The sequence below is a fragment of the Parablautia sp. Marseille-Q6255 genome (assembly GCF_951230155.1).
GTDB lineage: Bacteria > Bacillota > Clostridia > Lachnospirales > Lachnospiraceae > Choladousia.
Map to the genome: position 1 here is coordinate 24,284 of NZ_CATNVD010000025.1, position 25,990 is coordinate 50,273.

Annotated in this window: 32 protein-coding genes; 30 read left to right on the top strand and 2 right to left on the bottom strand. The window is 45.6% G+C overall.

Annotation, left to right across the window (positions count from 1 at the left end; translation table 11 throughout):
• The first annotated feature begins 12 nt into the window (after positions 1 to 12).
• The 18 genes from QOX44_RS16970 to QOX44_RS17055 all read left to right on the top strand — a co-directional run bounded on the left by QOX44_RS16970 (position 13) and on the right by QOX44_RS17055 (position 13,886).
• Positions 13 to 201: a hypothetical protein gene (locus tag QOX44_RS16970; RefSeq protein WP_283684910.1), complete on the top strand. Its 189-nt coding sequence runs from the start codon at positions 13 to 15 to the stop codon at positions 199 to 201.
• A 65-nt stretch (positions 202 to 266) separates the two neighbouring features.
• On the top strand, positions 267 to 452 hold the full coding sequence (locus tag QOX44_RS16975; RefSeq protein WP_129795604.1) for a hypothetical protein: 186 nt from the start codon (positions 267 to 269) through the stop codon (positions 450 to 452).
• Between the two features lie 55 nt (positions 453 to 507).
• On the top strand, positions 508 to 2,448 hold the full coding sequence (locus QOX44_RS16980) for a DNA polymerase (RefSeq protein WP_283684911.1): 1,941 nt from the start codon (positions 508 to 510) through the stop codon (positions 2,446 to 2,448).
• A 152-nt stretch (positions 2,449 to 2,600) separates the two neighbouring features.
• A complete protein-coding gene (locus QOX44_RS16985) occupies positions 2,601 to 3,020 on the top strand; it encodes a DUF7768 domain-containing protein (RefSeq protein ID WP_283684912.1) in 420 nt (139 codons plus the stop codon).
• Between the two features lie 3 nt (positions 3,021 to 3,023).
• Positions 3,024 to 3,353, top strand: coding sequence for a hypothetical protein (locus tag QOX44_RS16990; protein WP_009587727.1), 330 nt, complete (start codon positions 3,024 to 3,026; stop codon positions 3,351 to 3,353).
• Positions 3,353 to 5,626, top strand: a complete 2,274-nt coding sequence (locus tag QOX44_RS16995) for a phage/plasmid primase, P4 family (protein ID WP_283684913.1) — start codon at positions 3,353 to 3,355, stop codon at positions 5,624 to 5,626. Before QOX44_RS16990 ends, QOX44_RS16995 begins: the two co-directional genes overlap by 1 nt.
• A gap of 139 nt (positions 5,627 to 5,765) precedes the next feature.
• A complete protein-coding gene (locus QOX44_RS17000; protein WP_074748517.1) occupies positions 5,766 to 6,047 on the top strand; it encodes a VRR-NUC domain-containing protein in 282 nt (93 codons plus the stop codon).
• On the top strand, positions 6,028 to 7,371 hold the full coding sequence (locus tag QOX44_RS17005; RefSeq protein ID WP_283684915.1) for a DEAD/DEAH box helicase: 1,344 nt from the start codon (positions 6,028 to 6,030) through the stop codon (positions 7,369 to 7,371). Before QOX44_RS17000 ends, QOX44_RS17005 begins: the two co-directional genes overlap by 20 nt.
• Before the next feature lie 222 nt (positions 7,372 to 7,593).
• On the top strand, positions 7,594 to 7,875 hold the full coding sequence (locus tag QOX44_RS18145; RefSeq protein WP_331488445.1) for a hypothetical protein: 282 nt from the start codon (positions 7,594 to 7,596) through the stop codon (positions 7,873 to 7,875).
• Between the two features lie 114 nt (positions 7,876 to 7,989).
• Positions 7,990 to 8,373 carry an HNH endonuclease gene (locus QOX44_RS17015; protein ID WP_283684917.1) on the top strand — a complete coding sequence of 128 codons (384 nt, stop codon included), beginning with the start codon at positions 7,990 to 7,992 and terminating at the stop codon, positions 8,371 to 8,373.
• 86 nt (positions 8,374 to 8,459) lie between these two features.
• Positions 8,460 to 9,014 (top strand): P27 family phage terminase small subunit, encoded by a 555-nt coding sequence (locus QOX44_RS17020; RefSeq protein ID WP_283684919.1) that lies wholly within the window; start codon positions 8,460 to 8,462, stop codon positions 9,012 to 9,014.
• A gap of 1 nt (position 9,015) precedes the next feature.
• A complete protein-coding gene (locus QOX44_RS17025; protein WP_283684920.1) occupies positions 9,016 to 9,174 on the top strand; it encodes a hypothetical protein in 159 nt (52 codons plus the stop codon).
• Positions 9,168 to 10,418 (top strand): site-specific DNA-methyltransferase, encoded by a 1,251-nt coding sequence (locus tag QOX44_RS17030; protein ID WP_283684922.1) that lies wholly within the window; start codon positions 9,168 to 9,170, stop codon positions 10,416 to 10,418. The genes QOX44_RS17025 and QOX44_RS17030 overlap by 7 nt, the downstream gene beginning before the upstream one ends.
• Before the next feature lie 118 nt (positions 10,419 to 10,536).
• Complete coding sequence (locus QOX44_RS17035; protein WP_283684924.1) at positions 10,537 to 11,223, top strand: virulence; 687 nt, start codon at positions 10,537 to 10,539, stop codon at positions 11,221 to 11,223.
• Positions 11,207 to 11,437, top strand: a complete 231-nt coding sequence (locus tag QOX44_RS17040; protein ID WP_283684925.1) for a DUF4314 domain-containing protein — start codon at positions 11,207 to 11,209, stop codon at positions 11,435 to 11,437. The genes QOX44_RS17035 and QOX44_RS17040 overlap by 17 nt, the downstream gene beginning before the upstream one ends.
• A gap of 123 nt (positions 11,438 to 11,560) precedes the next feature.
• The gene (locus tag QOX44_RS17045) at positions 11,561 to 11,929 is read left to right on the top strand and encodes a DUF7698 family protein (protein WP_283684926.1); all 369 of its coding nucleotides are present in this window, start codon (positions 11,561 to 11,563) and stop codon (positions 11,927 to 11,929) included.
• A gap of 3 nt (positions 11,930 to 11,932) precedes the next feature.
• Positions 11,933 to 12,175, top strand: a complete 243-nt coding sequence (locus QOX44_RS17050; RefSeq protein WP_283684928.1) for a DUF7678 domain-containing protein — start codon at positions 11,933 to 11,935, stop codon at positions 12,173 to 12,175.
• A gap of 103 nt (positions 12,176 to 12,278) precedes the next feature.
• The gene (locus QOX44_RS17055) at positions 12,279 to 13,886 is read left to right on the top strand and encodes a terminase large subunit (protein ID WP_283684930.1); all 1,608 of its coding nucleotides are present in this window, start codon (positions 12,279 to 12,281) and stop codon (positions 13,884 to 13,886) included.
• A gap of 41 nt (positions 13,887 to 13,927) precedes the next feature.
• Here QOX44_RS17055 and QOX44_RS17060 read toward each other — a convergent pair whose 3' ends face one another.
• Entirely contained in the window at positions 13,928 to 14,257 is a 330-nt protein-coding gene (locus QOX44_RS17060; protein ID WP_283684931.1) for a type II toxin-antitoxin system RelE/ParE family toxin, read from the bottom strand.
• On the bottom strand, positions 14,254 to 14,559 hold the full coding sequence (locus QOX44_RS17065; protein WP_176930350.1) for a type II toxin-antitoxin system RelB/DinJ family antitoxin: 306 nt from the start codon (positions 14,557 to 14,559) through the stop codon (positions 14,254 to 14,256). The genes QOX44_RS17060 and QOX44_RS17065 overlap by 4 nt, the downstream gene beginning before the upstream one ends.
• A 120-nt stretch (positions 14,560 to 14,679) precedes the next feature.
• Between QOX44_RS17065 and QOX44_RS17070 the strand changes: the two genes are divergently transcribed.
• From QOX44_RS17070 to QOX44_RS17125, 12 genes are all read left to right on the top strand, one after another.
• Positions 14,680 to 16,050 (top strand): phage portal protein, encoded by a 1,371-nt coding sequence (locus QOX44_RS17070; protein ID WP_283684933.1) that lies wholly within the window; start codon positions 14,680 to 14,682, stop codon positions 16,048 to 16,050.
• Positions 15,935 to 16,678 carry a head maturation protease, ClpP-related gene (locus tag QOX44_RS17075; protein WP_283684934.1) on the top strand — a complete coding sequence of 248 codons (744 nt, stop codon included), beginning with the start codon at positions 15,935 to 15,937 and terminating at the stop codon, positions 16,676 to 16,678. The genes QOX44_RS17070 and QOX44_RS17075 overlap by 116 nt, the downstream gene beginning before the upstream one ends.
• Positions 16,679 to 16,693: 15 nt before the next feature.
• The gene (locus QOX44_RS17080; protein WP_257269674.1) at positions 16,694 to 17,878 is read left to right on the top strand and encodes a phage major capsid protein; all 1,185 of its coding nucleotides are present in this window, start codon (positions 16,694 to 16,696) and stop codon (positions 17,876 to 17,878) included.
• A 67-nt stretch (positions 17,879 to 17,945) separates the two neighbouring features.
• Complete coding sequence (locus QOX44_RS17085) at positions 17,946 to 18,218, top strand: head-tail connector protein (RefSeq protein WP_044906152.1); 273 nt, start codon at positions 17,946 to 17,948, stop codon at positions 18,216 to 18,218.
• A complete protein-coding gene (locus QOX44_RS17090; RefSeq protein WP_283684936.1) occupies positions 18,218 to 18,550 on the top strand; it encodes a phage head closure protein in 333 nt (110 codons plus the stop codon). Before QOX44_RS17085 ends, QOX44_RS17090 begins: the two co-directional genes overlap by 1 nt.
• Before the next feature lies 1 nt (position 18,551).
• Complete coding sequence (locus QOX44_RS17095) at positions 18,552 to 18,935, top strand: HK97 gp10 family phage protein (protein ID WP_283684938.1); 384 nt, start codon at positions 18,552 to 18,554, stop codon at positions 18,933 to 18,935.
• Positions 18,928 to 19,245 carry a hypothetical protein gene (locus QOX44_RS17100; RefSeq protein ID WP_044906147.1) on the top strand — a complete coding sequence of 106 codons (318 nt, stop codon included), beginning with the start codon at positions 18,928 to 18,930 and terminating at the stop codon, positions 19,243 to 19,245. Before QOX44_RS17095 ends, QOX44_RS17100 begins: the two co-directional genes overlap by 8 nt.
• A 5-nt stretch (positions 19,246 to 19,250) precedes the next feature.
• Positions 19,251 to 19,823, top strand: a complete 573-nt coding sequence (locus QOX44_RS17105) for a major tail protein (protein ID WP_283684939.1) — start codon at positions 19,251 to 19,253, stop codon at positions 19,821 to 19,823.
• Positions 19,824 to 19,837: 14 nt separating this feature from the next.
• Positions 19,838 to 20,212 carry a hypothetical protein gene (locus QOX44_RS17110; RefSeq protein ID WP_283684940.1) on the top strand — a complete coding sequence of 125 codons (375 nt, stop codon included), beginning with the start codon at positions 19,838 to 19,840 and terminating at the stop codon, positions 20,210 to 20,212.
• A 176-nt stretch (positions 20,213 to 20,388) separates the two neighbouring features.
• A complete protein-coding gene (locus QOX44_RS17115) occupies positions 20,389 to 23,541 on the top strand; it encodes a phage tail tape measure protein (protein WP_283684941.1) in 3,153 nt (1,050 codons plus the stop codon).
• On the top strand, positions 23,538 to 24,188 hold the full coding sequence (locus tag QOX44_RS17120) for a hypothetical protein (RefSeq protein ID WP_283684942.1): 651 nt from the start codon (positions 23,538 to 23,540) through the stop codon (positions 24,186 to 24,188). Before QOX44_RS17115 ends, QOX44_RS17120 begins: the two co-directional genes overlap by 4 nt.
• Positions 24,185 to 25,894 (top strand): phage tail spike protein, encoded by a 1,710-nt coding sequence (locus QOX44_RS17125; protein WP_283684944.1) that lies wholly within the window; start codon positions 24,185 to 24,187, stop codon positions 25,892 to 25,894. Before QOX44_RS17120 ends, QOX44_RS17125 begins: the two co-directional genes overlap by 4 nt.
• Positions 25,895 to 25,990 lie beyond the last annotated feature (96 nt).

Sequence of the window (25,990 nt, forward strand, 5' to 3'; positions counted from 1 at the left end):
AGGTGACAAACTATGGAGACAATTATGATTAGCACAATTCTTGTAAACATCTGTATCGCCTGCTTTGCGTGTGTTGGCCTTACTACTGCAATCTCTATAATTCAGAGTATCATCAATGACCACAAACGAGAAAAGCGTGAACAGGAAAAGGACAAGCGTGATCTCGAATATCATAAAAAACGCATGAAAGACTTTAAGTAATCTATCAACCTGCTGGCGGTGGTCTTACTTCCGCCAGCACATCTTTCGACAAAAGGAGACAATCTATGAATGAATTTGCAGAAATCTTAAATCTATTTATTGCTAACGTCATCGCATACACCTTTTTTGTAGCGGTATATGGCTTCATCATTTATAACGTAGGGAAAATTATTCTCTATCTTATCCGCTATGCGATATACCACATCCGCCGTGACATCAATAAATACAAATCCAATAAAGATAAACAGTAAGCACGACAGGCGACAGGGATTTCTCTGCTGCCTGTTTTACAGAAAGGACAATCTCATGAAAACACTCAGTATTGATATTGAGACCTACAGTGATGTGCCTCTTCAGAAAACAGGCGTCTATCGCTATGTGGAGTCTCCAAATTTTGAAATCTTACTCTTTGCCTATAGCGTAGACAACCAGCCCGTTCAAGTTATCGACCTCGCCTGCGGAGAACAGATTCCCAAAGAAGTCCTTCTCGCCCTGGAAGATGACTCTGTCATCAAGTGGGCATTCAATGCAGCTTTTGAACGCATCTGCCTTTCTCGTTTCTTAGGATACTCGACCGGAGAATATCTGGATCCAGAAAGCTGGCGCTGCTCTATGATTTGGGCAGCTACAATGGGACTCCCACTCTCCTTGGAAGGTGTCGGTGCTGTTCTCGGTTTGGAAAAACAAAAGATCTCAGAAGGAAAAGATCTCATCAAATATTTTTGCCAGCCCTGTGCTCCCACGAAGACCAATGGGCAGCGTACAAGAAATCGCCCCTTCCATGCTCCGGATAAATGGGCCATGTTCAAAAAATATAATGTCCGAGATGTGGAGACCGAAATGGGCATCCAGCAGAGGCTCGCAAAATTTCCCGTTCCGGATCAGGTCTGGGATGAATACCATCAAGACCAAGAAATCAATGACCATGGTGTACGCTTGGACATGGAACTTGTTGCTGCTGCCATTGAAATGGATACTCGCTCCAGAACGCAACTGACCGATACCATGAAGGAAATCACGCAGCTGGAAAATCCAAATTCCGTCCAACAGATGAAAGCATGGCTTTCAGATAATGGATTGCAGACAGATACCCTTGGCAAGAAAACTGTTGCAGAACTCTTAAAATCTGCTTCTCCGAAGCTCTCACAGGTCCTCACCTTAAGGCAGCAGCTGGCCAAGTCATCTGTCCGCAAATATCAGACGATGGAAAAGACTGTCTGTGCCGATGGTCGTGCCCGTGGCATGTTCCAGTTTTATGGAGCCAATCGAACCGGCAGATTCTCCGGTCGTAATATTCAGCTGCAGAACCTACCGCAAAATCATCTTGCAGACCTTGCAGAGGCACGCTCTCTAGTGCGCTCCGGTGACTTTGAAGCTGTGGAACTTCTCTACGAAGATGTGCCAGATACCCTTTCCCAGCTCATTCGTACTGCTTTTATTCCCAGAGAAGGTGCACAATTTTTGGTGGCTGACTTTTCTGCTATTGAGGCCCGTGTCATTGCATGGTTTGCCGGTGAAAAATGGCGTCAAGATGTCTTTGCCAAAGGCGGCGACATCTACTGCGCCTCTGCATCGCAAATGTTCAAAGTTCCTGTTGAAAAACACGGTATCAATGGTCATCTCCGTCAAAAAGGCAAAATTGCAGAACTTGCCCTTGGATACGGTGGTTCTGTGGGTGCACTAAAAGCAATGGGTGCTTTGGATATGGGGCTCACCGAAGAAGAACTCCATCCGCTGGTAGATGCATGGAGACAGTCTAACCCGAATATCGTTAAGTTTTGGTGGGATGTGGACTATGCTGTCATGGAAGCTGTAAAGTTCAAGCACACAACTTCGGAATATGGACTGACCTTCTCCTGCAGAAGTGGCATGCTCTTTATTACTCTCCCATCAGGGAGAAAGTTGGCGTATGTAAAACCGAAGATTGGGACCAATAAATTTGGTGGCCAATGTATCACCTATGAAGGCATCGGCGGCACAAAGAAGTGGGAACGTCTCGATTCCTACGGTCCGAAATTTGTTGAGAACATCGTACAGGCAACTGCTCGTGATATTCTCTGCTATGCTATGCAGACACTCCGCTGCTGTTCTATCGTCATGCATATTCACGATGAAGTTGTCATCGAAGCGGATCCCAGTATGTCGTTGGATGCAGTTTGTGAGCAAATGGGCCGTACACCACCTTGGGCCAAGGGACTGCTTTTAAGAGCCGATGGCTATACGACACCTTTTTATAAAAAAGATTAGATTTTTTCGGCCAAACGGCAAACTCATCTCCATTTAATAGTGGAGATAGAAAATTTCATTTCTGTTTTTCGTCAAAATGGGACGTTCATCTCCAATGGATATTAGAGATGGGCGTCCTTTTTCCATGTCCATCCGGAAAGGAGGAACCTGACATGTCAATCAGCAAATACAACAATGAAGGCTATCCTGACCCTACTGCTTTCGGTGCTCTTTCTTCAATCGAAAACGAGACCCGTGCACTACGTGCTTTCAGACCAATCGTGTATATCTGCTCTCCCTTTGCCGGAGACATCGAAAAGAACGTAACTGCTACCAGAGCCTACAGCCGCTTTGCAGTGGAGCAAGGATACATCCCCATCGCGCCACACCTGCTGTTTCCACAGTTTTTGAACGATAATGACCCGAAAGAACGTGAACTTGGCCTTTTCTTTGGAAATGCCATCATGAGCAAATGTTCTGAAATTTGGGTTTTTGGAAGTCATATATCTCCTGGCATGGAAGCAGAAATCAAACGAGCCAAGTGGAAAAATTACCGCCTGCGCTATTTCACTGAAAATCTTGAGGAGGTTTAACACATGTACGAAGTAAAAGAAAATTCAAGGATATTAAAAGACGGAACCGAAATCACAACATACAGTAGAGACGTCATCAGCTGCAATATCTTAGAAGTTGAGGCTGGAACCACGGGCTATTGTGGCGGTGATACCGGTCACGGTGGACGCACCTATTTTCGTATTCAAGATGCAGCCTGCACAGACATGGAAATTCATAGCTATACCACTCGCTGTGGCAGTAACGGTTTTGAGGTCTGCCTCGGTGGTGATTGCGAACTGGAAACCATGATCCGTGCTTTAAAATTTATCACCAAGGTTCTGGAAGATGAATCCAAGGAGGTGTATGACTAATGTTCACCATTTATTCTGCAGACGTTACCGGTAATCCTGGCAACTGCTCCTATCCGCACAAACATGTCATCTTAGATGAGGACAGCCTGAAAGCTGCTATCTGCCATGATTATGTCTGTGCCGAATATAAAAACAACTACCGCAATGGCGATAACTTCATTGGCAGCGACTGCCTTCCTGTGGATTGCGATAACGACCACTCTGAAAATCCGGATGATTGGGTTACTCCTGATAATATCATGCAGGCCTTTCCTGGCGTCAGCTTTGCGATCCACTATAGCCGCTACAATAACCGTGAGAAAAACGGCAAGGCTGCAAGGCCAAAGTTTCATGTCCTGTTTCCAATCGAATATATATCGGATTCCTCTCTTTACAGCGATATGAAGAAGCTGGTCAATTCCATCTTTCCGTATTTCGATACACAGGCGCTGGATGCAGCACGTTTCTTCTTTGGAACGACCACTGCAGATGTTGCCCTTTATCCAGGACGCATGAATCTGACTGAATTCTTGGATGAGGACCTATTCGATGTGGATTTACCGGATGGTCAATACAATGGATCCGCTATCCCAGAAGGAAGCCGAAATGCCACCATGTCTCGTTTCGCTGGTCGTGTCATCAAAAAATACGGAGACAGCGACAAAGCATATCAAACATTTATGGAGGAATCAACAAAGTGCACACCTCCACTGGAAGCAGCCGAGCTCGCTACTATTTGGCACAGTGCCCAGCGTTTTTATGCAAGACTCTCCCAGCAGGACGGCTACATTGCACCGGAAGTATATAATGATCCTTCCTGTTACAAACCCGGAGATTTTTCCGATGTTGGACAAGCTGAGGTATTAGCAAAATACTTTTCTGGTGAGCTCCGCTACTCTCCAGCCACCCACTTCATCCGATACTCTAACCATTACTGGCAGGAATCTGAACCGGGTGCGCAGGCAGTGGCCCACGAACTTACCAGAAGGCAACTAAAGGAAGCTGGCAATGATATGCTCGAAGCACTCGATAAGCTGAAAAACTCCGGTGCACAGTCCCTTCTCGACTCCATGTCTAAAAACAAAGCAGAACAACTGATGAATGAGGATCAGATGGAAGCCTATCAGGAATTTATGGCCGCAAAGACATATCAGCAGTTCGCCGTAAAACGCAGAGATTCCAAGAATATCACTTCTACACTGAAAGAGTCCCGTCCAATGCTGGAGATCTCACCTCGTGACCTTGATGCTGATTGCTTTGCTCTGTGTACGCCAGAAGCAACCTATGACTTGCGCAAAGGAATGGCCGGTGCCAGAGAACATCTGCCGGAAGATTTCATTACCAAAATTACATCGGTATCTCCAAATTACAAGGGACAGCAGATTTGGCTGGACTGCCTTGACCTCATCTTTCAGGGTAATCAGGAACTCATCGATTATGTTCAGATGATTTGTGGTCTGGCTGCCATCGGCAAGGTTTACGTAGAAGCACTTATTATCGCCTACGGTGATGGACGTAATGGCAAATCCACCTTCTGGAATGCTATCTCCAGAGTACTTGGTCTTTACTCCGGTAACATTTCTGCAGATACGCTCACTGTCGGATGCCGCAGAAACATCAAGCCTGAAATGGCTGAGGTCAAAGGTAAAAGACTCCTCATCGCTGCCGAGATGCAAGAAGGTGCTCGTCTGAATGATTCCACCGTTAAGCAACTCTGCTCCACAGATGACGTCTTTGCTGAGAAGAAATACAAGGACCCGTTCTCCTTCAAGCCCTGTCACACACTGGTGCTTTACACCAACCATCTGCCTCGTGTCTCTGCATCCGATGACGGCATCTGGAGACGACTTATCGTCATCCCGTTCAACGCCAAGATTACCGGCAGCAGCGACATCAAGAATTATAGCGAGTACCTTTACGACAACGCTGGCGGTAGCATTTTGGCGTGGGTCATCGAAGGTGCCAAAAAGGTCATCGAGTCTGATTACCAGATTCCCGTGCCGGATTGCGTGCAGGAAGCTATCGATGAATACCGCAGTCAGAACGACTGGTTCGGTCACTTCCTTGCAGATAAATGCGAAGTCGACCCGTCCTATAAAGAAAGTTCCTCTTCTCTTTATCAGGCTTACCGCAACTATTCTTTGGACTGCAATGAGTATGTGCGCAGTACCGCTGACTTCTACTTTGCACTGGAGAAGGCTGGCTTTGAGCGAATTACGGTGAACAGAAAGCGTTACTTTAAAGGTTTGCACTTACGTGAAGACACTGGTGCAGACGAAGATTTTATGAATTAAGGCCACAAATGACAAGGTGTATCAATGTGCTATATAAAACTTTTCTTAGGCCTATAAAAATATCAGTAAGAAAAAGTATGGAAAATACCATTGATACACCTTGCACATCTTCAAATTAACGGCCTGATGGAGGACAAGTATGTTAGAAAAAACGATAGAAAAGAAATTGACAACCGCAGTAAAAAAGGCTGGTGGTATCGCACCGAAGTTCGTGTCTCCTTCTTTCGCAGGTATGCCCGACCGCCTGATCTTATTACCTGATGGGAAGTTTGCCTTTGCAGAATTAAAAGCACCGGGAGAATCCCCACGCCCATTGCAAAAGGCAAGGCACCGGCTCCTTCGCTCTTTGGGCTTTCGTGTCTATGTAATTGATAGCATCGAGCAGATTGGAGGAATGATTGATGAACTTCGCACCTCATGATTATCAGACATATGCCATTGATTATATTGAGACGCATCCTGTGGCAGCAGTCCTGCTCGATATGGGTCTTGGAAAAACAGTCATCACCCTGACTGCCATCGCAGACCTGCTGTTCGACAGCTTTGAGGCCCATCGCATTCTGGTGATTGCCCCACTTCGAGTTGCCAGAGATACATGGCCTGCAGAAATCAGAAAGTGGCAGCACCTGAATCACCTGACCTTCGCTGTCTGTGTGGGCACCCCGAAAGAGCGAAAAGCTGCTTTGATGGCTGGTGCAGACATCACCATCATCAATAGAGAAAACCTACAGTGGCTCATCGAATCCAGCGGTTTTCCCTTCGACTACGATATGGTGGTCATCGACGAGCTCTCATCCTTTAAGAATCACAATTCAAAGAGATTCAAGTCTCTCCTGAAGGTAAGGCCCAGCGTCAAACGTATCATTGGCCTGACTGGAACGCCAAGCAGTAACGGTCTCATGGATTTATGGGCAGAGTTCCGACTGCTGGATTTAGGGAAACGCCTCGGACGCTTCATTACCGAATACCGAAACAACTACTTCGTGCCGGACAAGAGGAATGGGCAGATCATCTATTCCTACAAGCCACAACCATATGCAAAGGAACGCATCTATGGCCAGATTTCCGATATCACTATTTCCATGAAATCGACAGACCACCTAAAAATGCCAGAACTTATCTCCTCTGAATACGAGGTTTATTTATCCGAAGATGAAGTGACCCGATATGAAGAATTGAAGCAGGAGCTAGTATTGGAACTCCCAGATGGAGAAATCACTGCTGCCAATGCAGCTTCTCTCACCGGAAAGCTATCCCAGCTTGCCAACGGTGCCATTTATTCCGATACCGGCGACATCATCGAGTTCCATGACAGAAAGCTATATGCGCTGGAAGATATCATTGAATCCGCAAACGGAAAACCGGTCCTTGTGGCTTACTGGTTCAAGCATGACCTCTCTCGTATCAAAAAACGCTTTGATGTGAGAGAAATAAAATCCAGCAAGGATATCACCGACTGGAATGCCGGAAAGATACCAGTCGCAGTCATTCATCCTGCTTCTGCCGGTCATGGGCTCAACCTGCAGGCTGGTGGTTCCACCCTCATCTGGTTTGGGCTGACATGGTCACTGGAATTATATCAGCAGACCAATGCCCGTCTCTGGAGACAGGGCCAGACTTCTGGAACCGTGGTGATAGAACACATTATCACAAAAGGAACCATCGATGAGCGCATCTTAAAGGCTCTCTCCAAAAAGGAGCTGACCCAGAACGCCCTTATCGATGCGGTAAAAGCAAATCTATGACAATCTTCGACGAAATACGACAATCCGTGCCAATCCGAGGGAAATCTATTTTTTCGGAGGTACCAATCAATGACTGCAAAAGAATACTTATCTCAAGCACGCTACTTGGATAATAGAATCAAAAGCAAACTGTTACAGATCGATTCCTTAAATGAATTAGCTACCCGTTGCACACCGTCCTACTCCGATATGCCAAAGAGTCCTAACCGTGAAGGCTCAAGAATGGAATCTGCCATTCTTGACATCATCGAGCTGGAGGATGAAATCAGCAAAGACGTCATAGAGCTGGTGGCGTTAAAGAAGGAAATCGTGGAGGTTATCAAACAGGTCGGCAATACTGAATACCAGACCTTGCTTGAGGAACGCTACCTCTGCTTTATCACATGGGAGCAGATTGCTGTTGATATGGGATATGAGCTGCGTTACATCCACAAACTTCATGGAAAGGCACTGGAAGAAGTAAAAGTTCCGGCTTCCTATGAAGGTGGACATGAAATGACATAGAAAGACACTAAGCTCTTCTGATATTATTATACTAGCGAAAGTGAGAATCGTAGAAAGCCTTGTGGGACGAATCCTGCAGGGCTTTTCTTATACCCAAACGGAAGGAGGAATACGATGCCAAGAAAGCCAAAACGTCCCTGCTCCTATCCCGGCTGCCCTAATCTGACAGACGGACGCTTCTGTCCGGAGCATGAAAAGAAGGAAGCCAAACGCTACGAGAAGTACAACCGAGATCCGAATACCAAGCGTCGCTACGGACGTGCATGGAAACGTATCCGTGACAGCTATGCTGCTGCCCACCCGCTTTGTGAAAGGTGCCTTGAGAATGATGTCTACACACCAACCGAGCAGATACACCATATAAAGCCTCTTTCACAAGGTGGAACACATGATAGAGAAAACTTGATGGCTCTTTGCAAATCCTGCCATGCCAAGATTCATGCGGAACATGGCGACCGCTGGCACAACCGGCAGGGGCGGTCTACTTCTCTACGGTGAAGTCACCGGGGAACGGGCGTGGGGTCTCACGCACAAAGTCGCAATTTCAAACGGGGTATATAGGCCCCTGAACTGGAGGTGTACAAATGGCTAAGGACGGTACAAACCGTGGCGGCGCTCGTATCGGCGCTGGAGCCAAGAAAAAGCCCTTAGCTGAGAGAATCGCTGAGGGAAATCCAGGCAAACGTGAGTTGACTGTCATCGACTTTACAGACAGCACCGTCGATTTAGAAGGTCAGCCGATGCCCAAACTATCCAAGATGTTATCTGCTAAGCAAAAGAACGGTAAGAAGCTGGTTGCTGCGGATGTCTATAAAAAAACATGGAACTGGCTGCATGAACGTGGCTGTGCTGCTCTCGTCTCTCCTGAGCTTTTGGAGCGCTATGCCATGAGTGTTGCTCGTTGGATTCAATGTGAGGAAGCGATCACTGAGTTTGGCTTTCTTGCAAAGCATCCGACCACTGGCAATGCTATCCAATCACCCTATGTGGCTATGAGTCAGAACTTCATGAGCCAAACCAATCGTCTCTGGATGGAAATCTACCAAATCGTAAAAGAAAATTGTGCCACTGAATACAACGGAGCCACACCACAGGATGATGTAATGGAACGTCTTCTACTGGCACGGAAAGGAAATTGATATGGATTTATCGGAATTTATGAGCTTGCTAAAGAAATATCGCAAGCATTTAACTTTCCAGCAGTTTAGCACGCTCAAAGGGCAGGCTAAAGCTGGTGACATAGATGCTGCTTTCAAGGGATTAAAAAAACTATTACACAGGAGGGCTGCATCATGCTAATTGAAAAGAAAGATGTCGCAGAGCTTCTTCCTGCTGATTACAATCCTCGAAAAGATCTAAAGCCCGGCGATAAAGAATATGAAAAATTGAAACGCTCCATTGAGCAGTTCGGCTATGTCGAACCTGTCATCTGGAATGCCACCACCTCTCGTGTCGTTGGCGGCCACCAGAGACTAAAGGTCCTCATCGACATGGGCATCACGGAAGTGGAATGCGTCATTGTTGAAATGGATGAGGATAAAGAGAAAGCACTGAATGTTGCTCTCAACAAAATCAGTGGTGAATGGGATAACGACAAGTTGGCCCTTCTTATCTCTGACCTGCAAGGCGCTGACTTCGATGTCTCTCTCACCGGATTTGAGCCGGAAGAACTGGAAAACCTGTTCCAAGAAGATACAAAAAAAGGTATTCAGGATGACGACTTCGATGTGGATGCCGAGCTTGCAAAGCCGACCTTTTCAAAAGCCGGTGACCTGTGGCTCCTTGGTGATCATCGTCTTGTCTGTGGTGACTCCACAAAGCCTGAAACCTATGAACTTCTGATGAACGGAAAGAAGGCAAATCTGGTTGTGACTGACCCTCCATACAATGTCAATTATGAAGGTAGCGCCGGTAAGATTAAGAACGACAATATGGAAAACGATGCTTTCTATCAATTCTTGCTCGATGCCTACACTCGCATGTACGAATCGATGGCAGATGATGCTTCTATATATGTTTTCCACGCAGACACCGAAGGACTCAATTTCCGTAGAGCCTTTGCCGATGCTGGCTTTTATCTCTCTGGCTGCTGTATCTGGAAAAAGCAATCCCTTGTTCTTGGACGCAGCCCATACCAGTGGATGCATGAGCCTTGCCTCTTTGGTTGGAAGAAATCTGGTAAACATCAATGGTATACCGGACGAAAAGAAACGACCATCTGGGAATTTGATAAGCCTAAAAAGAACGGTGATCATCCTACAATGAAGCCTATTCCTCTTCTGGCCTATCCGATTATGAATTCCAGCATGACCAACTCTCTGGTCCTCGATCCGTTTGGTGGTTCCGGCAGCACACTCATCGCATGTGAACAGACGGGTCGTATCTGCTACACCATTGAACTGGATGAGAAATTCTGCGATGTTATCGTCAAACGCTACATCGAACAGGTCGGCTCCTCTGAAAAAGTCTCCATCATCCGTGATGGCTTAACCTATTCCTACGATGAAATCGCTCCGGAAGCTGAGGATGCCACTCTTTTGTAAGTCGGTAATGTACACAATCCAGAAGGCACATATTTGTCGATGTTTTTCTCCGATATCGCTTGCTATTATGTGCTTTTAGAGTGATATATGTACTACCAAAACAAAGGAGGACACCTACATGAAGATCATTTTAAACGCAACCGAAAGAAAGCCGCTGGCCGCCCTGCTTGGCGAGTACAAAAACACAAAGCCTCAATACCTGAGAGCTCCTTCCTACGCCTATCAGGTTGGGGACCTTATCCTAACACGAGAAGGAAACATTGAAGGCCCGGACTCTATGAGCCAAGCTGAATACGACAAACTGCTTGCCCTCTTGAACGCAAGCTGCTACTGTCCGAAAGAAACAGACTTTCATCCGGCTCAGGAACCTGAAGCTAAATCAACTTCTACAGAAGAAACTGGACTTAACATTACCATTCCGCTGGACAAGGTCAATGTTGGAAACCTAACCAACCTTCTGGATGCCAAAGGATTTCTCATCAAGCGTGCACTGCACATTGATGACCTACGCTTTGAACTGAATGGAGACAGCATTTCCTTTCCTTGGTTTTCAGAACTTCCTGAGCCAGATGAAGTCCATGCCTACAGCACACTGATTGCTGCCATTTGTAAAATGAGCAAGGATCAAAAACGAATCAGCGCCACAGAAAAGCCAGTAGACAACGAACGCTACGCTTTCCGCTGTTTCCTTCTTCGCCTCGGCTTCATCGGAAACGAGTACAAAACAGACCGTAAAATCCTGATGAGATATCTTCCGGGTAACAGCGCATTCAAAGGAGGTGAAGGCCATGCAATTTCCAAGTAAGGAACAGGTGGCCCGCCAGCGCCGCCTTTATCCTACTGGTACACGTGTTGAGCTAATCCAGATGGACGACGCGCAGGCGCCTCCATCAGGCACACGTGGCACTGTCATCGGTGTCGACGATACCGGAAGCATCATGGTAAATTGGGACAACGGCTCCGGACTTAACATAATCTACGGTGTGGACCGCTGCCGAAAAGTTTCGATCAACGACTAAAATGCACAGTTTTCTCCATGAATATTTGTGTACTATATGCCCCGAATTGACTTGCTATTATGTGCTTTTAGAGTGATATATAGTACTACCAAAAGAAAAACACATTTTTAGGAGGAACCTACCATGAAAGAAATCAGAACATTTGAAGAAGCCATCAAGCAGAACGCAAGAAGCCTTAAAAACCTCGGAATCAACGGAACTTTATTCTGGGCTTACAGAACCAGCAAGGAAAACGGAAATGAGCTCATCGACTTTAACGAGGTCATTTGGGATTATGACATTGAAGAAATCGCTCAGACCTTGAAATCAAACGGTATCACAGAATTCACAATCAGCTCCACCTTCTCAAGTCTCATCGAAACCCTCGCAGCCTTCGAGAAGCACGGAATCAGCATGGCAGGCCTTACCACAGTCAAGGCACGCTACACCGATTTGAAGACCGGCGATCACGCCCTTATCCCTGCAATCAAGATGACGATAAAGGAGGCATAAGCCATGTGGAAAGAAGGAACCATCGGAATCCCGAAGAAAGACGGCAAATACAAAAGTATAAAATACTGGGTCAAATATTTTGAAGATCCTAGTGAAGACTATGGCATCAACGGCGGTAAGATTTCAAAGCTCAGCCTGAAGATGGATGGTGAATGGATCGCCAACTACGACAGAGGCTGGGACATCGAACCAACCTGTGAAGAGGCCAACCTGGCACTTTGTATCCTGCTTAACGAATTAAACTAACTCACCCGAAAAGAATATCAGGCAGGACGGTCCCAAATGGGGCTGTTCCTCGTTATAGACGTCGCCACCAGACGGCTATTTTTATTTCTGCGAAAGGAGGCGCATGCATTTGCGTAAGCTTGAAAACTACACTCCGACACGCTTCATGGCTGCGGACTCCACCTACAATAAACAGATGGCGGATTACGCAGTCAATTTTATTGAATGTCTCTGCCACACCAAAGGCACATGGGCCGGTAAGCCCTTTGAACTTATCGATTGGCAAGAACAAATTATACGAGATATCTTTGGCACTTTGAAACCGAATGGCTATCGACAGTTTAATACTGCCTATGTGGAAATCCCTAAAAAAATGGGCAAGTCAGAGCTTGCGGCCGCTGTCGCCCTACTCCTTACCTGCGGTGATGGCGAAGAACGAGCTGAGGTTTATGGCTGTGCAGCTGACCGCCAGCAGGCAACAATCGTTTTTGATGTTGCTGCAGATATGGTGCGTATGTGTCCTGCACTGAATAGGCGAGTAAAAATTCTCGCTTCTCAGAAACGTATTGTCTACCAACCGACCAACAGCTTCTATCAGGTATTATCCGCTGAGGCTTACTCAAAGCACGGTTTCAATATTCATGGTGTCGTATTCGATGAGCTACATACTCAACCTAACCGAAAGCTCTTTGATGTTATGACCAAAGGCTCCGGTGATGCCAGAACGCAACCACTCTACTTTCTTATTACTACCGCCGGAACGGATACAAACAGCATCTGCTATGAAACACACCAGAAGGCCAAGGATATCTTGGAGGGAAGAAAAATCGACCCAACTTTCTATCCGGTCATCTATGGTGCCGACGAAACCGATGACTGGACAGACCCAGAGGTCTGGAAGAAAGCCAATCCTTCTCTTGGAATCACGGTCGGTATCGATAAAGTCGAAGCTGCCTGTGAATCTGCAAAACAGAATCCCGGTGAGGAGAATTCCTTTAGGCAACTAAGACTCAACCAGTGGGTTAAACAGGCAGTCCGTTGGATGCCAATGGAAAAATGGGATGCCTGCTCCTTCAAAGTTGATGAAGAATCCTTAGAGGGTCGTGTCTGCTATGGCGGTCTGGATCTTTCCTCAACTACGGATATTACAGCCTTCGTTCTGGTATTTCCTCCGCTGGATGAGGATGACAAGTTCTGCATCTTACCGTACTTCTGGATACCAGAAGATACGCTGGAACTTCGAGTAAGGCGAGACCATGTCCCTTATGATGTCTGGGAACGACAAGGCTTTCTGGAAACTACTGAGGGAAATGTCGTCCACTACGGTTACATTGAAAAATTCATCGAGCGTCTTGGAGAACGATTCAATATTAGAGAGATTGCCTTTGACCGCTGGGGAGCTGTTCAGATGGTTCAAAACCTTGAAGGCATGGGCTTTACTGTTGTTCCTTTCGGTCAGGGATTTAAGGATATGTCCCCACCGACAAAGGAACTTATGAAGCTAACGCTGGAGCAAAAGCTGGCTCACAGTGGTCATCCGGTACTCCGTTGGATGATGGATAACATCTATATCCGCACTGATCCAGCTGGCAATATAAAGGCTGACAAAGAAAAATCCACAGAGAAAATCGACGGAGCCGTCGCCACTATTATGGGACTTGACCGTGCGATCCGCTGTGGAAATAATACAGGCACTTCTGTCTATGATGACAGAGGAATTTTATTCATATAAAAATGGAGCTCTTGTTTTCACACAAAAAGCTCCACTTCTGTTTATTTATTTGAATTTATAATTCCTTCGATATCTCGACCACCGTAGAATATTCGTGCTACTGTAACTTTCTTCTCTTTATCATCGACAAGATAATACACAATAAAGTTGTCTACCGGAAGCTGATGCATTTTCATCGAATGCCAAGGCTCCCATTCAACTAACGTATAACGAGCTGGCATAAAATCCAATGAACGAACTTCCTTTCGTATGCGCCCCAGCTGAGCTGCAGCTGTCTCCGGAACAAGAAGTTCATTCGCAATATACGAATAGATTTCACGTAAATCACCAAGTGCATCTACAGAATAGCCGACATTGTAGCTATCCGTCATATGCCAAACTCCTTTGCAAGTACCGCGTCGACTTCATCTGCAGAATATACCTTTCCTGCTTTGATGGAATCAACACCCTTCTGGAGTTCTGCATCAAGTTCTTCTCTGGTCATTGCACCAACAGCTAATGGCTTAGAAGAAGGAAGTTTCAATTCAAACGGCATACCCTTTTTCAGTACGATCTGGCTATAAAGCATCTGAATTGCACTGGATGGAGAAATGCCAAGCTGAGAAAGAATGCTCTCGGCATTATCCTTGAGATTAGTATCTATTCTTGCATAAACAGCGGATGTATTTGCCATAGTATCGCCTCCTTTTTCTTTATTATATTCGCTTTTGCTTGCAATTGCAAGCATTTGCATAAATTATTTTGTGACGAAACTTTGAATTTTATACGCCTCTTAAGGCAGAAAGGAATATTTATGGGATTTTTATCGGGTCTATTTCATTCCAGAGACAAGCCCACCAACAGCACCAATGGCAGCGCCTATCGTTTTCTCTTTGGTGGAAGCAACTCTGGCAAAGCCGTCAATGAACGAAGTGCCATGCAGATGACCGCAGTTTATGCCTGCGTCAGGATTCTTTCCGAGTCCATCGCTGGACTTCCGGTCCATATCTATAAATACACTGACTCCGGTAGTAAAGAAAAGGCAATCAAGCATCCTCTGTATCGATTGATTCACGATGAGCCAAATCCGGAAATGACATCTTTTGTCTTCCGAGAGACCTTGATGACGCATCTTCTCCTTTATGGAAATGCCTATGCGCAAATTATACGAAATGGCAAAGGCGAAGTCATCGCGCTCTATCCGCTGATGGCCAATCGAATGAGTGTGGATCGTGACGATAAAGGTCACCTCTACTACCAATATCAAATGCAGGATTCAGATGCACCTACCATGAAAAATGGAACCGTAATCTTGAAATCGTCCGATGTTCTCCATGTTCCGGGCCTCGGCTTTGACGGTTTGGTCGGTTACTCTCCTATTGCTATGGCCAAGAACGCTATCGGACTTGCTATCGCCACAGAGGAATACGGTGCTAAGTTCTTTGCAAACGGTGCCACACCAGGAGGCATCCTGGAATATCCCGGCACTGTAAAAAATCCAGAAGCTGTCAGAGAAAGCTGGACCAAAGGCTTCTCTGGTAACAATTCTCATAAGGTAGCTGTTTTGGAAGAAGGCATGAAATACACGCCTATCTCCATCTCCCCAAATGAAGCACAGTTTCTGGAAACAAGAAAATTTCAGATTGATGAAATAGCTCGAATCTTCAGAGTACCGCCACACATGGTCGGTGATCTTGAGAAGTCGAGCTTTTCTAATATTGAGCAGCAATCTCTCGAATTTGTGAAGTACACCTTGGAGCCCTGGATTGTCCGTTGGGAGCAGTCCATCAACCGAGCCCTTCTATCTGAATCGGAGAAAGCTGCTTATTTTGTAAAGTTCAACGTTGACGGCCTCTTACGTGGCGATTACCAAAGTCGTATGAACGGTTACGCTACTGCAAGGCAGAATGGCTGGATGTCCGCAAATGATATCCGTGAACTTGAAAATCTAGACCTCATCCCACCGGAACTTGGTGGTGACTTATATCTCATCAATGGAAACATGACCAAGCTGGAGGATGCAGGAATATTCGCAGCAACTACTGCTGAAGGAAAGGAGGACGAGAACGATGAAGAAGTTTTGGAAGTGGAAGAATCAGACGGTGACCAATCAGGAGACGCAGGAGCAGACACTAGAGAGGACACTATTTCTAAACGGCACCATCGCAGAGGAAAGCTGGTTTGACGACGATATCACACCTAAACTCTTTCGAGATGAGCTGTTTGCCGGAAACGGAGACATCACCATTTGGATTAACTCTCCGGGAGGCGACTGCGTGGCCGCAGCTCAAATTTACAACATGATGATGGAGTATCCCGGAAATGTCACTGTGAAGATTGATGGAATCGCAGCCTCTGCTGCATCTGTCATCGCTATGGCTGGTACAAAGGTGCTGGTATCTCCAGTATCCATGCTAATGATTCATAACCCAATGACAGCAGCTATGGGAGATACCTCTGAGATGCAGAAGGCAATCACCATGCTAGATGAAGTCAAGGAATCCATCATCAATGCCTACGAAATCAAGACCGGTATGAGTCGCGCCAAGCTATCCCATCTCATGGATGCAGAAACTTGGATGGATGCACATACAGCCATCGATATGGGCTTTGCCGATGAAATCCTTACAAGACCTGCAGAGATACCTGTAGAAAATAACATCGCTAGCCCTATGCTCTTCTCTCGTGCATCTGTCACCAACTCTCTTATGGATAAACTGGCTGCCAAATGCCACATCAAGAAACCAGAAATACCAGAACGCTCCGTAGATTCTCTCATGGAGCGTCTTGACCTAATCAAACAACACATTTAATGGAGGTATTCGATTATGACTATTTTAGAACTGCGTGAAAAGCGCAATACTGCATGGAATGCTGCAAAGGCATTTCTTGATTCTCATCGTACCGAAAAAGGTACTCTCACTGCAGAGGACGATGCGACTTATTCCAGAATGGAACAGGAAATCGCAGATCTTGGCAAGGAAATCGCTCGTCTTGAAAGACAAGAAGCATTGGATGCCGAGCTTAATAAGCCGGTAAATAAACCACTCACTACTAAGCCGGGCAATTCTACCACAGATAAGCCTATAAAAACCGGTCGTGCTTCTGATGAATACAAAAATGGTATGCTTCAGGCACTCCGCACCAACTTCCGTCAGGTATCTAATATTTTACAGGAAGGTGTTGATGCAGACGGTGGCTACCTTGTTCCGGAGGAATATGACAGTCGTCTGATTGATGTTCTTACCGAAGAAAATATCATGAGAAGTCTTGGACACACCATCACAACTTCCGGTGAGCATAAGATCAACATCGCTGCTACGAAACCTGCAGCTGCATGGATTGAAGAAGGCGGTGCTCTTCAGTTTTCTGATGCAACCTTCAGTCAGATACTTTTGGATGCACACAAGCTCCATGTAGCTATCAAGGTAACTGAGGAACTTCTCTATGATAATGCCTTCGGTCTTGAAAATTACATCATCGATCAGTTTGGTAAGGCTTTGGCAAATGCCGAAGAGGATGCATTCCTCAATGGAGACGGTTCCGGTAAACCGACAGGACTTTTTGCTGCAACTGGTGGTGGTACGGTAGCCGGTACACTTTCTGCTGCGATCAAATCTGATGATATGCTTGATCTGGTATATGCTCTTAAGCGTCCGTATCGTAAGAATGCAAGTTTCATCATGAATGATAAAACACTGGCTCAGCTTCGCAAACTGAAGGACAACAATGGCGCATACATCTGGCAGCCATCTTACCAGTCCGGTGAACCGGATAAGGTACTGGGTTATGCTGTTCATACCTCTGCGTATGCACCAGAGAACGCCATCGCATTTGGTGATTATAGTTACTACAACATCGGCGATCGTGGTACTCGCTCCTTCAAGCAGCTCACTGAGCTCTTTGCAGGCAACGGTATGATTGGCTATGTGGCAAAGGAACGTGTCGATGGCAAGCTGATTCTCCCGGAAGCAGTACAGATTTTGAAACTCAATGGTTCTTCTAAGGGCTAAGCATGAAAGACAGCGTCGTCCTCTTTCGATGGCGCTGCCCACCTTTTCAAGATTGGAGGCGATAACGATGATTATCACTTTAGAAGAAATGAAACAGTATCTACGAGTGGACTTTGACGATGACGATTTTCTCATTGAAACACTCATCACATCGGCTACACGCCTCTGCATGGATATCACAAGACAGGATCAGGATGCCTTTGAAGAAAGTGAAAATGCAAAGCCTGCCATCTATTACGCTGTCGCCTATCTTTACGAACACCGTGAAGAAGCAGACCATCATGCTCTGACACTGACTTTACGCTCTCTTCTCTTCGGATCCAGAAAGGAGGCCTTCTGATGAATATTGAGCTACTCAATGTCCGCATCTATATTCAGAAGAATGAAGTCATCTCTGATGCAATCGGAAATCGAAAGAACGCTTGGAAAGATTACTACACCTGCTATGCCACCGTTAGTGCAGAAGCTGGGAAGGAATCCACCGATACCGGTCTTGTGATAGACGATTCCAAGATTGATTTCACGATCCGTTACTGCAAGAAAGTGGCTATTCTCACTTCTACAGGATATCGGATTCAGTTTGGAAATGAACTATATGATATTTTGGCAGTAGACCATATGAATTTTAAACGAAAATGTATCAAGCTCTCCTGCCAGAAAGTGAGGCGATGACATGACCCAGAAAGTAAAAATTGACGGTCTTGCCTATGCCGTAATGAAGGAATTGACCGAATATGCGGACCTCGCAACAGTAGATATGAAAGCCGCTGTCAAAAAAGCAGGTAATACAGTTAAAAAGCAAATTCAAAGTACTGCTCCAAAGGATACCGGCGCCTACAGCAAGAGTTGGTCTGTGAAGAACACCAAGGAAACTTCCCAATCGCTAGAAGTCACTGTGTATTCCAGAAATCGCTATCAGCTAGCTCACCTTCTTGAATTTGGTCATGCCAAACGTGGCGGTGGTCGTGTGGCCGGTCGTTCTCATATCGCTCCTGCAGAAGAAGTTGGTATCAAAGAACTGGAGTCTGAGATTGAGAGGTGTCTGAAAAATGGATAGATTACTGAAGATTCTATCGGAGATGGCCCTTCCCTTTGCCTATGACCACTTTGCTGAGGGAGAATCACCAAATCCACCATTTATCTGCTACCTGCTTCCGGGAAGTGATAATTTCTCTGCAGATGGCCGTGTCTATTACAAAATCAATGAGGTCCATATTGAACTCTACTGTGATAGTAAGGACCCGGCATTGGAAGCAACACTAGAAGCTGTGCTTGACGAGCACGGCATTTTTTATAACAAAACAGAGGTCTGGATTGAGAGCGAGAAGCTCTATGAAGTCCTCTACACATTTGAAATGGAGGTTTAATCAACATGGGTAATAAAGTCAAATATAACCTGAAAAATGTTCATGCCGCCAAGCTGACTCGTGGCGAGGATGGCGCCTTTACCTACGCCAAACCGAAAGCTATCCCCGGAGCAGTCAGCATCAGCTTAGATGCGGAGGGTGACAGTTCTCCGTTCTATGCCGACGGTATTGTATATTTCCGTTCCACTGCAAACAACGGTTACAGCGGTGATTTGGAAATTGCACTCATTCCGGAATGGTTCCGTACAGAAATCCTAAAGGAAGAACTGGACACAAATGGTGTGCTCATTGAAAACGCAAGCATCACTGAGCTTGAAAAGTTCGCTTTACTCTTCGAGTTTGATGGTGATGTCAGAAGCATTCGCCATGTACTATACAACTGCACTTCCTCTCGTCCGTCCATCGAGTCTGAAACCCAAGAAGACACCATCGAGCCTGGTAAAGAAAAGCTCACGCTCACTGCTGACCCTAGAGAAGATGGTCTTGTAAAGAGCCGTACCGGTGATGAGACTGACGCAGAAACCTACAAGAACTGGTATCAGCAGGTTTATGTGCCGGTACCTAAGACAGAAGGATAAGGAGGACGTAAGGCATGTTAGAAAAAACAATTGCAATCGGTGATAAGCAGGTCAAATTCCGTTCCTCCGCTACTATTCCCAGACTCTACCGTGCAAAATTCAAGCGTGATATCTTCAAAGACCTCTCACGCCTTGAATCATCCTATAAGGATAACTCTGATGATGGTTCATCCTTTGAGATCGAGGACTTGGAGATTTTTGAGAATGTGGCCTATATCATGGCCTACCATGCAGACCATAGTATTCCGTCAACCATTGAGGAATGGCTGGATGAATTCGAGATGTTCTCCATCTATGAGGTACTTCCTGAAATTCTCGAACTTTGGGGCATGAACCTCCAAACAGAAATCGAATCTAAAAAAAACTTCATCGCAGTAGCCGGGAAATGACCACACCGTTGTTTCTCCTGCGTTGCATAGAAATCGGCATCTCTATTCGAGATCTTGATCTTCTGACCATTGGAATGGTTATGGACATCTGGACGGAAAAGGCGAATGACGATGTGAAATACCAGCAAATCGCAACGCAGGAGGACTTCGACAAATTCTAAGGAGGTGACGTACACTTGGCAAACCGAATCAAAGGTATCACCGTTGAAATTGGCGGTGATACGACCGGCCTAGATAAAGCCTTAAAGTCGGTCAATACTTCAATCCGCTCTACACAGTCTGCCTTGAAGGACGTCAACCGCCTTCTGAAGCTGGACCCTTCCAATACGGAACTACTCTCTCAAAAACAAAGACTCTTAAAAGATGCCATCGCAGCCACAAAGGAAAAGCTGGATTCACTCAAGGTAGCACAGGAGCAGGCCAAACAACAGCTGGAAAATGGCGAACTCGGTCAGGACAAATACGACGCTCTCCAGCGTGAAATCGTAGAGACTGAGGAAGAATTACGACGCCTGCAACAGGAAGCTGCCACTACAAACACTGCACTTTCTAAAATAGATGTGGCTGGTCAAAAGATGGAGGCCGTTGGCAATTCCATCGCTGGCGCCGGTAAAAAGATGATGGGCGTAACCACTGTAATAGGTGGTGTTGGTGTCGCCGCAGTAAAAACAGCAGCTGACTTTGACTCTGCAATGAGTCAGGTGGCTGCTGTTTCTGGTGCTACCGGTAAGGACTTCGATGCCCTCAGAAATAAAGCTCGTGAGATGGGCGCTAAGACTAAATTTTCTGCAACTGAAGCCGCAGAAGCTATGAACTACATGGCGATGGCTGGCTGGAAAACAGAAGATATGTTATCTGGTATCGAAGGCATTATGAACTTGGCTGCTGCCTCTGGTGAGGACCTAGCAACCACTTCTGATATCGTGACCGATGCTCTTACCGCTTTCGGACTTTCCGCTAAAGACTCCGGTCATTTCGCAGATATCCTTGCAGCAGCATCTTCCAATGCCAATACGAATGTATCTATGATGGGGGAAACCTTCAAATACTGTGCTCCTATTGCCGGTGCGCTTGGGTTTTCCGCTGAAGATACTGCGGAAGCGATTGGTCTTATGGCCAATGCCGGTATCAAGTCATCTCAGGCTGGTACTGCTCTTCGTACTATCATGAATAACCTTGCCGGTGATGTAAAAATCAGTGGTAAGGCTATCGGAGATGTCACTATTGCTACCACCAATGCGGATGGCTCCATGCGTGATCTTTCCAATATTTTGGCAGACTGTCGTTCTGCTTTCGGTAACTTAACAGAATCTGAAAAAGCCCAAGCTGCAGAATCACTTGTTGGTAAGAATGCCATGTCCGGCTTTCTCGCTCTAATGAATGCTGGCGAAGGCGATATCGAAAAGCTGTCCTCTGCTATTGAAAACTGTGACGGATCAGCTGAAAAAATGGCTATGACTATGCAGGATAATCTTGCCGGTCAAATCACCATCTTAAAGTCACAGCTTCAGGAGCTTGCCATTTCCTTTGGTGATATCCTGATGCCTGCCATCCGCTCCATCGTGTCAAAGTTACAAGGCTTTGTAGATAAACTCAACGGAATGGATGAAGGTACTAAGAGGACCATTGTTACCATTGCTCTTTTGGTAGCCTCTATCGGACCGCTCCTAATTATCATTGGAACGACCATATCCAAAATTGGTGTGGCGATGCAGGGCTTTGTAAAACTGGCAAATGGTATTAGCAAATTGAAGATCGCCATTCAAGGTGGAACCGGGGTTCTGGGTAAACTTGGTGCTGCTCTTGGCGGCATCTCTGCTCCCGTGCTGGCTGTTGTTGCAGTTATCGCTGTTTTAGTGGCTGCCTTTGTTCATCTTTGGAAAACCAACGAAGGCTTCCGTGATGCGATTATTGGGACTTGGACTCGTATCAAGGATACTATCTCCGGTTTCTGTCAAGGCATTGTTGATAGGCTGAATGCTCTGGGATTTCAATTCACTGATATTGTGGATGTTCTAAAGGCAGTATGGAACGGTTTTTGTCAGATCCTTGCTCCAATCTTTGAAGGAGTGTTTAACAATATTGCAAATATTCTCTCCACAGTAACCGGAGTAATCACCGGCATTCTGGATGTTTTCATCGGCATCTTTACCGGGAACTGGTCGCAGGCATGGAATGGCATAAAAGAAATATTTTCTTCTATCTGGAATGGAATCAGCAGCTTCTTTTCAAACATACTCAATGTCATCAAAGGTGTCGCAGATGTGGTCCTTGGTTGGTTTGGCACTAGCTGGAATGAGGTCTGGACCAATATCAAGACCTTCTTTGAAGGAATCTGGAACGGTATTGCTACGTTCTTTACCACCATCTGGGAGACACTGAAAAATGTCGTAACCGCCGGCATCATGGCGATAGGTTCCATTTTAAGTGCTGCATTTGATATTATCACACTTCCATTTCGTTTTATTTGGGAGAATTGTAAAGAAATTATTATCTCAGTCTGGGATGCAATTAAATCCAAGGTATCCACTGTCATCCAAGCGGTAGCATCGATTATCAGCACCGTGATGAATACCATCAAAACAGTATTCACGACCGTATGGAATGCGATAAAAACCGTAGTTACTACCGTCGTCAATGCAATCAAATCTGTAGTAACGACGGTATTCAATGCGATAAAGAGCACAGCGACCACTGTTTGGAACGCAATCAAAACAGCAGTCACGACTCCGGTCAACGCCATTAAATCGACGGTCACTTCTGTATTTAATTCTGTAAAGAGCGCAGTTGCCAGTATCTTTAACGGAATCAAATCGACCGCCACTTTCGTGTGGAATGGAATAAAAACCGCCATCACTACTCCTATCGAAGTCGCAAAGAACAAGGTCAAAAGTGTAGTTGATGCCATCAAGGGATTTTTCTCTGGCATGAAAATTTCTCTTCCACATATAAAACTGCCGCATTTCAAGGTGACTGGTAAATTTTCTATCGCTCCACCTTCTGTACCACATCTTTCTATCGATTGGTACAAGGAAGGTGGTATCATGACCAGTCCTACTATCTTTGGAATGAATGGAACTTCTTTGATGGCTGGAGGTGAAGCCGGTGCAGAAGCTATCCTTCCTCTCGCCGGTTTCTACAAACAGCTAGAAACGATGATTTCCAGTCATCTCAATACCAGTGCAATGGAAAAATATCTGGCAGTCATTGCGGATAATTCCAGTAAAGGCATCTACCTTGAGGACGGTACACTTGTTGGACACCTGCTCCCTGCAATCGATGGTGAGCTCGGCAAAACTCAAAAGTTACAAAGGAGGCTCAGTCTATGACACCGGATATTAAATTAAACGGAACATCAGTCGCTTCTATGGGCTGGCTCCGAGAAACCATCTCTTTCCCTGTACCACAGTCGCAAAGCAACACGATTGTAGTGCCGGGAAGGAACTCTCCCATTCGTTATACAGAAGCTCTGGGGCGTATATCCTATCAGCCTCGGAGCTTTTCTTTAACGTTTTCTATGCTGGGAACCAGAGCAAAATATGACCAAATGGTATCTGAGATAGCAAACCGATATGTGGGCCAATTAGTACAGGTATCGACCAGCGAAGAGCCAGAGCTGTATGCTATCGGTACTTTAGAGATTTCATCTGAATATGATCCACTTTCAGGTAAAGGCCAGCTTGCGATTTCCTGTGAAGATGCAGATTCGTATCGTTATCACAATAAAGAGACCATCGTTAATCTAACTGGTTCCGGTACGCTCATTATCGAAAATGATTTTATGCCTGTGGTTCCTGTCATCACGACCACCGTCGAAACATCTCTCAGTTGGACAATCGGCAGTGATTCTTTCAGGAAATCACTGAGCGCCGGTATTTGGACTCTTCCAGAATTTGAATTACAAGCTGGCAGAAATACAGTCACAATCCAAGGAACCGGCACCACAACTTTTCGATTCAGGGAGGGGCGCCTATGAGTATCTTTCGTATTTTTGTAGACGGTCAGCTTTTCTATCATCCACAGTTATCTCAGCTTGCTATCACAGAAGCAAAGCTGTCTGAAGATGCCGAAAACATCGACAGTCTGACACTGTCTGCTCCCTTTAATCATCCGTATTTGAATTCTATCTGGCCGATGGCTTCTACCATCGTTTGCAAAAAAGGCGATGCAACGGTCTTTGAAGGACGTGCCTTAAACGATGGCAGTGATTTTTATAATACACACACTTGGACCTGTGAATCGGCTCTGGCATATCTCAAGGATAGCCAGCAGCCACCTTTCTCCTATAAAGGACCCCTCAAAGGTCTGTTGGAATATTTTCTATCTGTCCACAATAAGGCAGTCGAAGAAAAGAAGCGTTTCAAGCTAGGAAATATTACAGTCACGGATAACAATGACTATATCAGTTATAGCAATTCCGAATATTCCTGCACGCTGGATGCCATCAAAAGCAAGCTGATCAATACACATGGTGGTTATTTAATGGTCCGTTATACGGATGCCGGGAAAGTTTTGGATTATCTTGCTGAATTTAATGAACGCTCCATTCAATCTGTAGAATACGGAAAGAATCTGTTGGATGCCAAAATATCTCGCGACCATACTGAGCGCATTACAGCTTTTATCCCACTTGGAGCAAAGAAAAAGACAACCGATGAAGAAGGAAATGAAGTCGAATCCGATGAACGTGTTGATATCACTTCTGTAAACGATGGGCTAAATTATATATTTGATGAAACTGCTGTAAAAGAAATCGGCTGGATCTGGACCACAGAAGTCTGGGATGATGTCACGCTTCCGAGCAACCTTCTCCGTAAAGCAAAGGCCCGTCTTGCAGAGCTTATTGCCGGTATCACCAGTATGGAACTGACCATTGTGGATGAATCAGACACCGGTGCCGATATTGGAAGCATTCATGCCAGACAGTTTGTGAACTGCTCATCTCCGCCTCATGGCATTGATGGACGCTATGCCTGCATGAGTAAGACCGTAGATTACTTAAATCCGTCTGGAAACACCATAACCATTGGAGCCAGCGGCATCAAGCTGACTTCCCTATCGGCCAAACAGAATGAAAATATCACTGAACTCACCGATGACTTGATTGGAAAAACCGCAGAAATACAAAGTGCGATAGCAAAGGCGGATGCCGCAGAAGCTACAGCCAAAGATGCGAAGGAAGCAACTGACACAGTAATTGATGATGTTACTGCGTTACAGGAAAGCGTACGCGAGTGTTACTCAGAAATCTCCAAAACTTCAGAAGAAATCAGTCTAACCGTGCGAGAAGAATACATCTCACGCTCAGAAATGGCAACTATCCAGCAGGATTTTCAATCCACGATTACGCAAAACAGTAGTGAGATCCGCATGGATTTCTCTGCTGTCACAGATGAACTGAAGGACAATATCGCAACTAATCAGGAGCTCCTTGAAGAATATATACGCTTTAAAGGAGCTCTTATTGAGCTTGGTAAAGTAGGAAATGCTTTCACTGCTGAGCTCTCAAACAATGAACTGGCCTTCAAAGAAAATGGTCAGAAAATCGCCTACATCTCCAACAACAGCTTAGTTATTACCAATGCAGAGATTCGTAACAAGCTGTCCCTTGGCAATAAGACCAGAGGATGGTTTGACTTTATTCCAAGAAATGGTCCTATGTCAAGAAAAAGTACAAATTAAATGTAACCAATTTTCTCTGTTCTGAGCGAAGTTTAACTTGCTATTTTTATTGCATTCTCCTCGATGTTTTCAAGATATTGTTCCTCATATTCATTT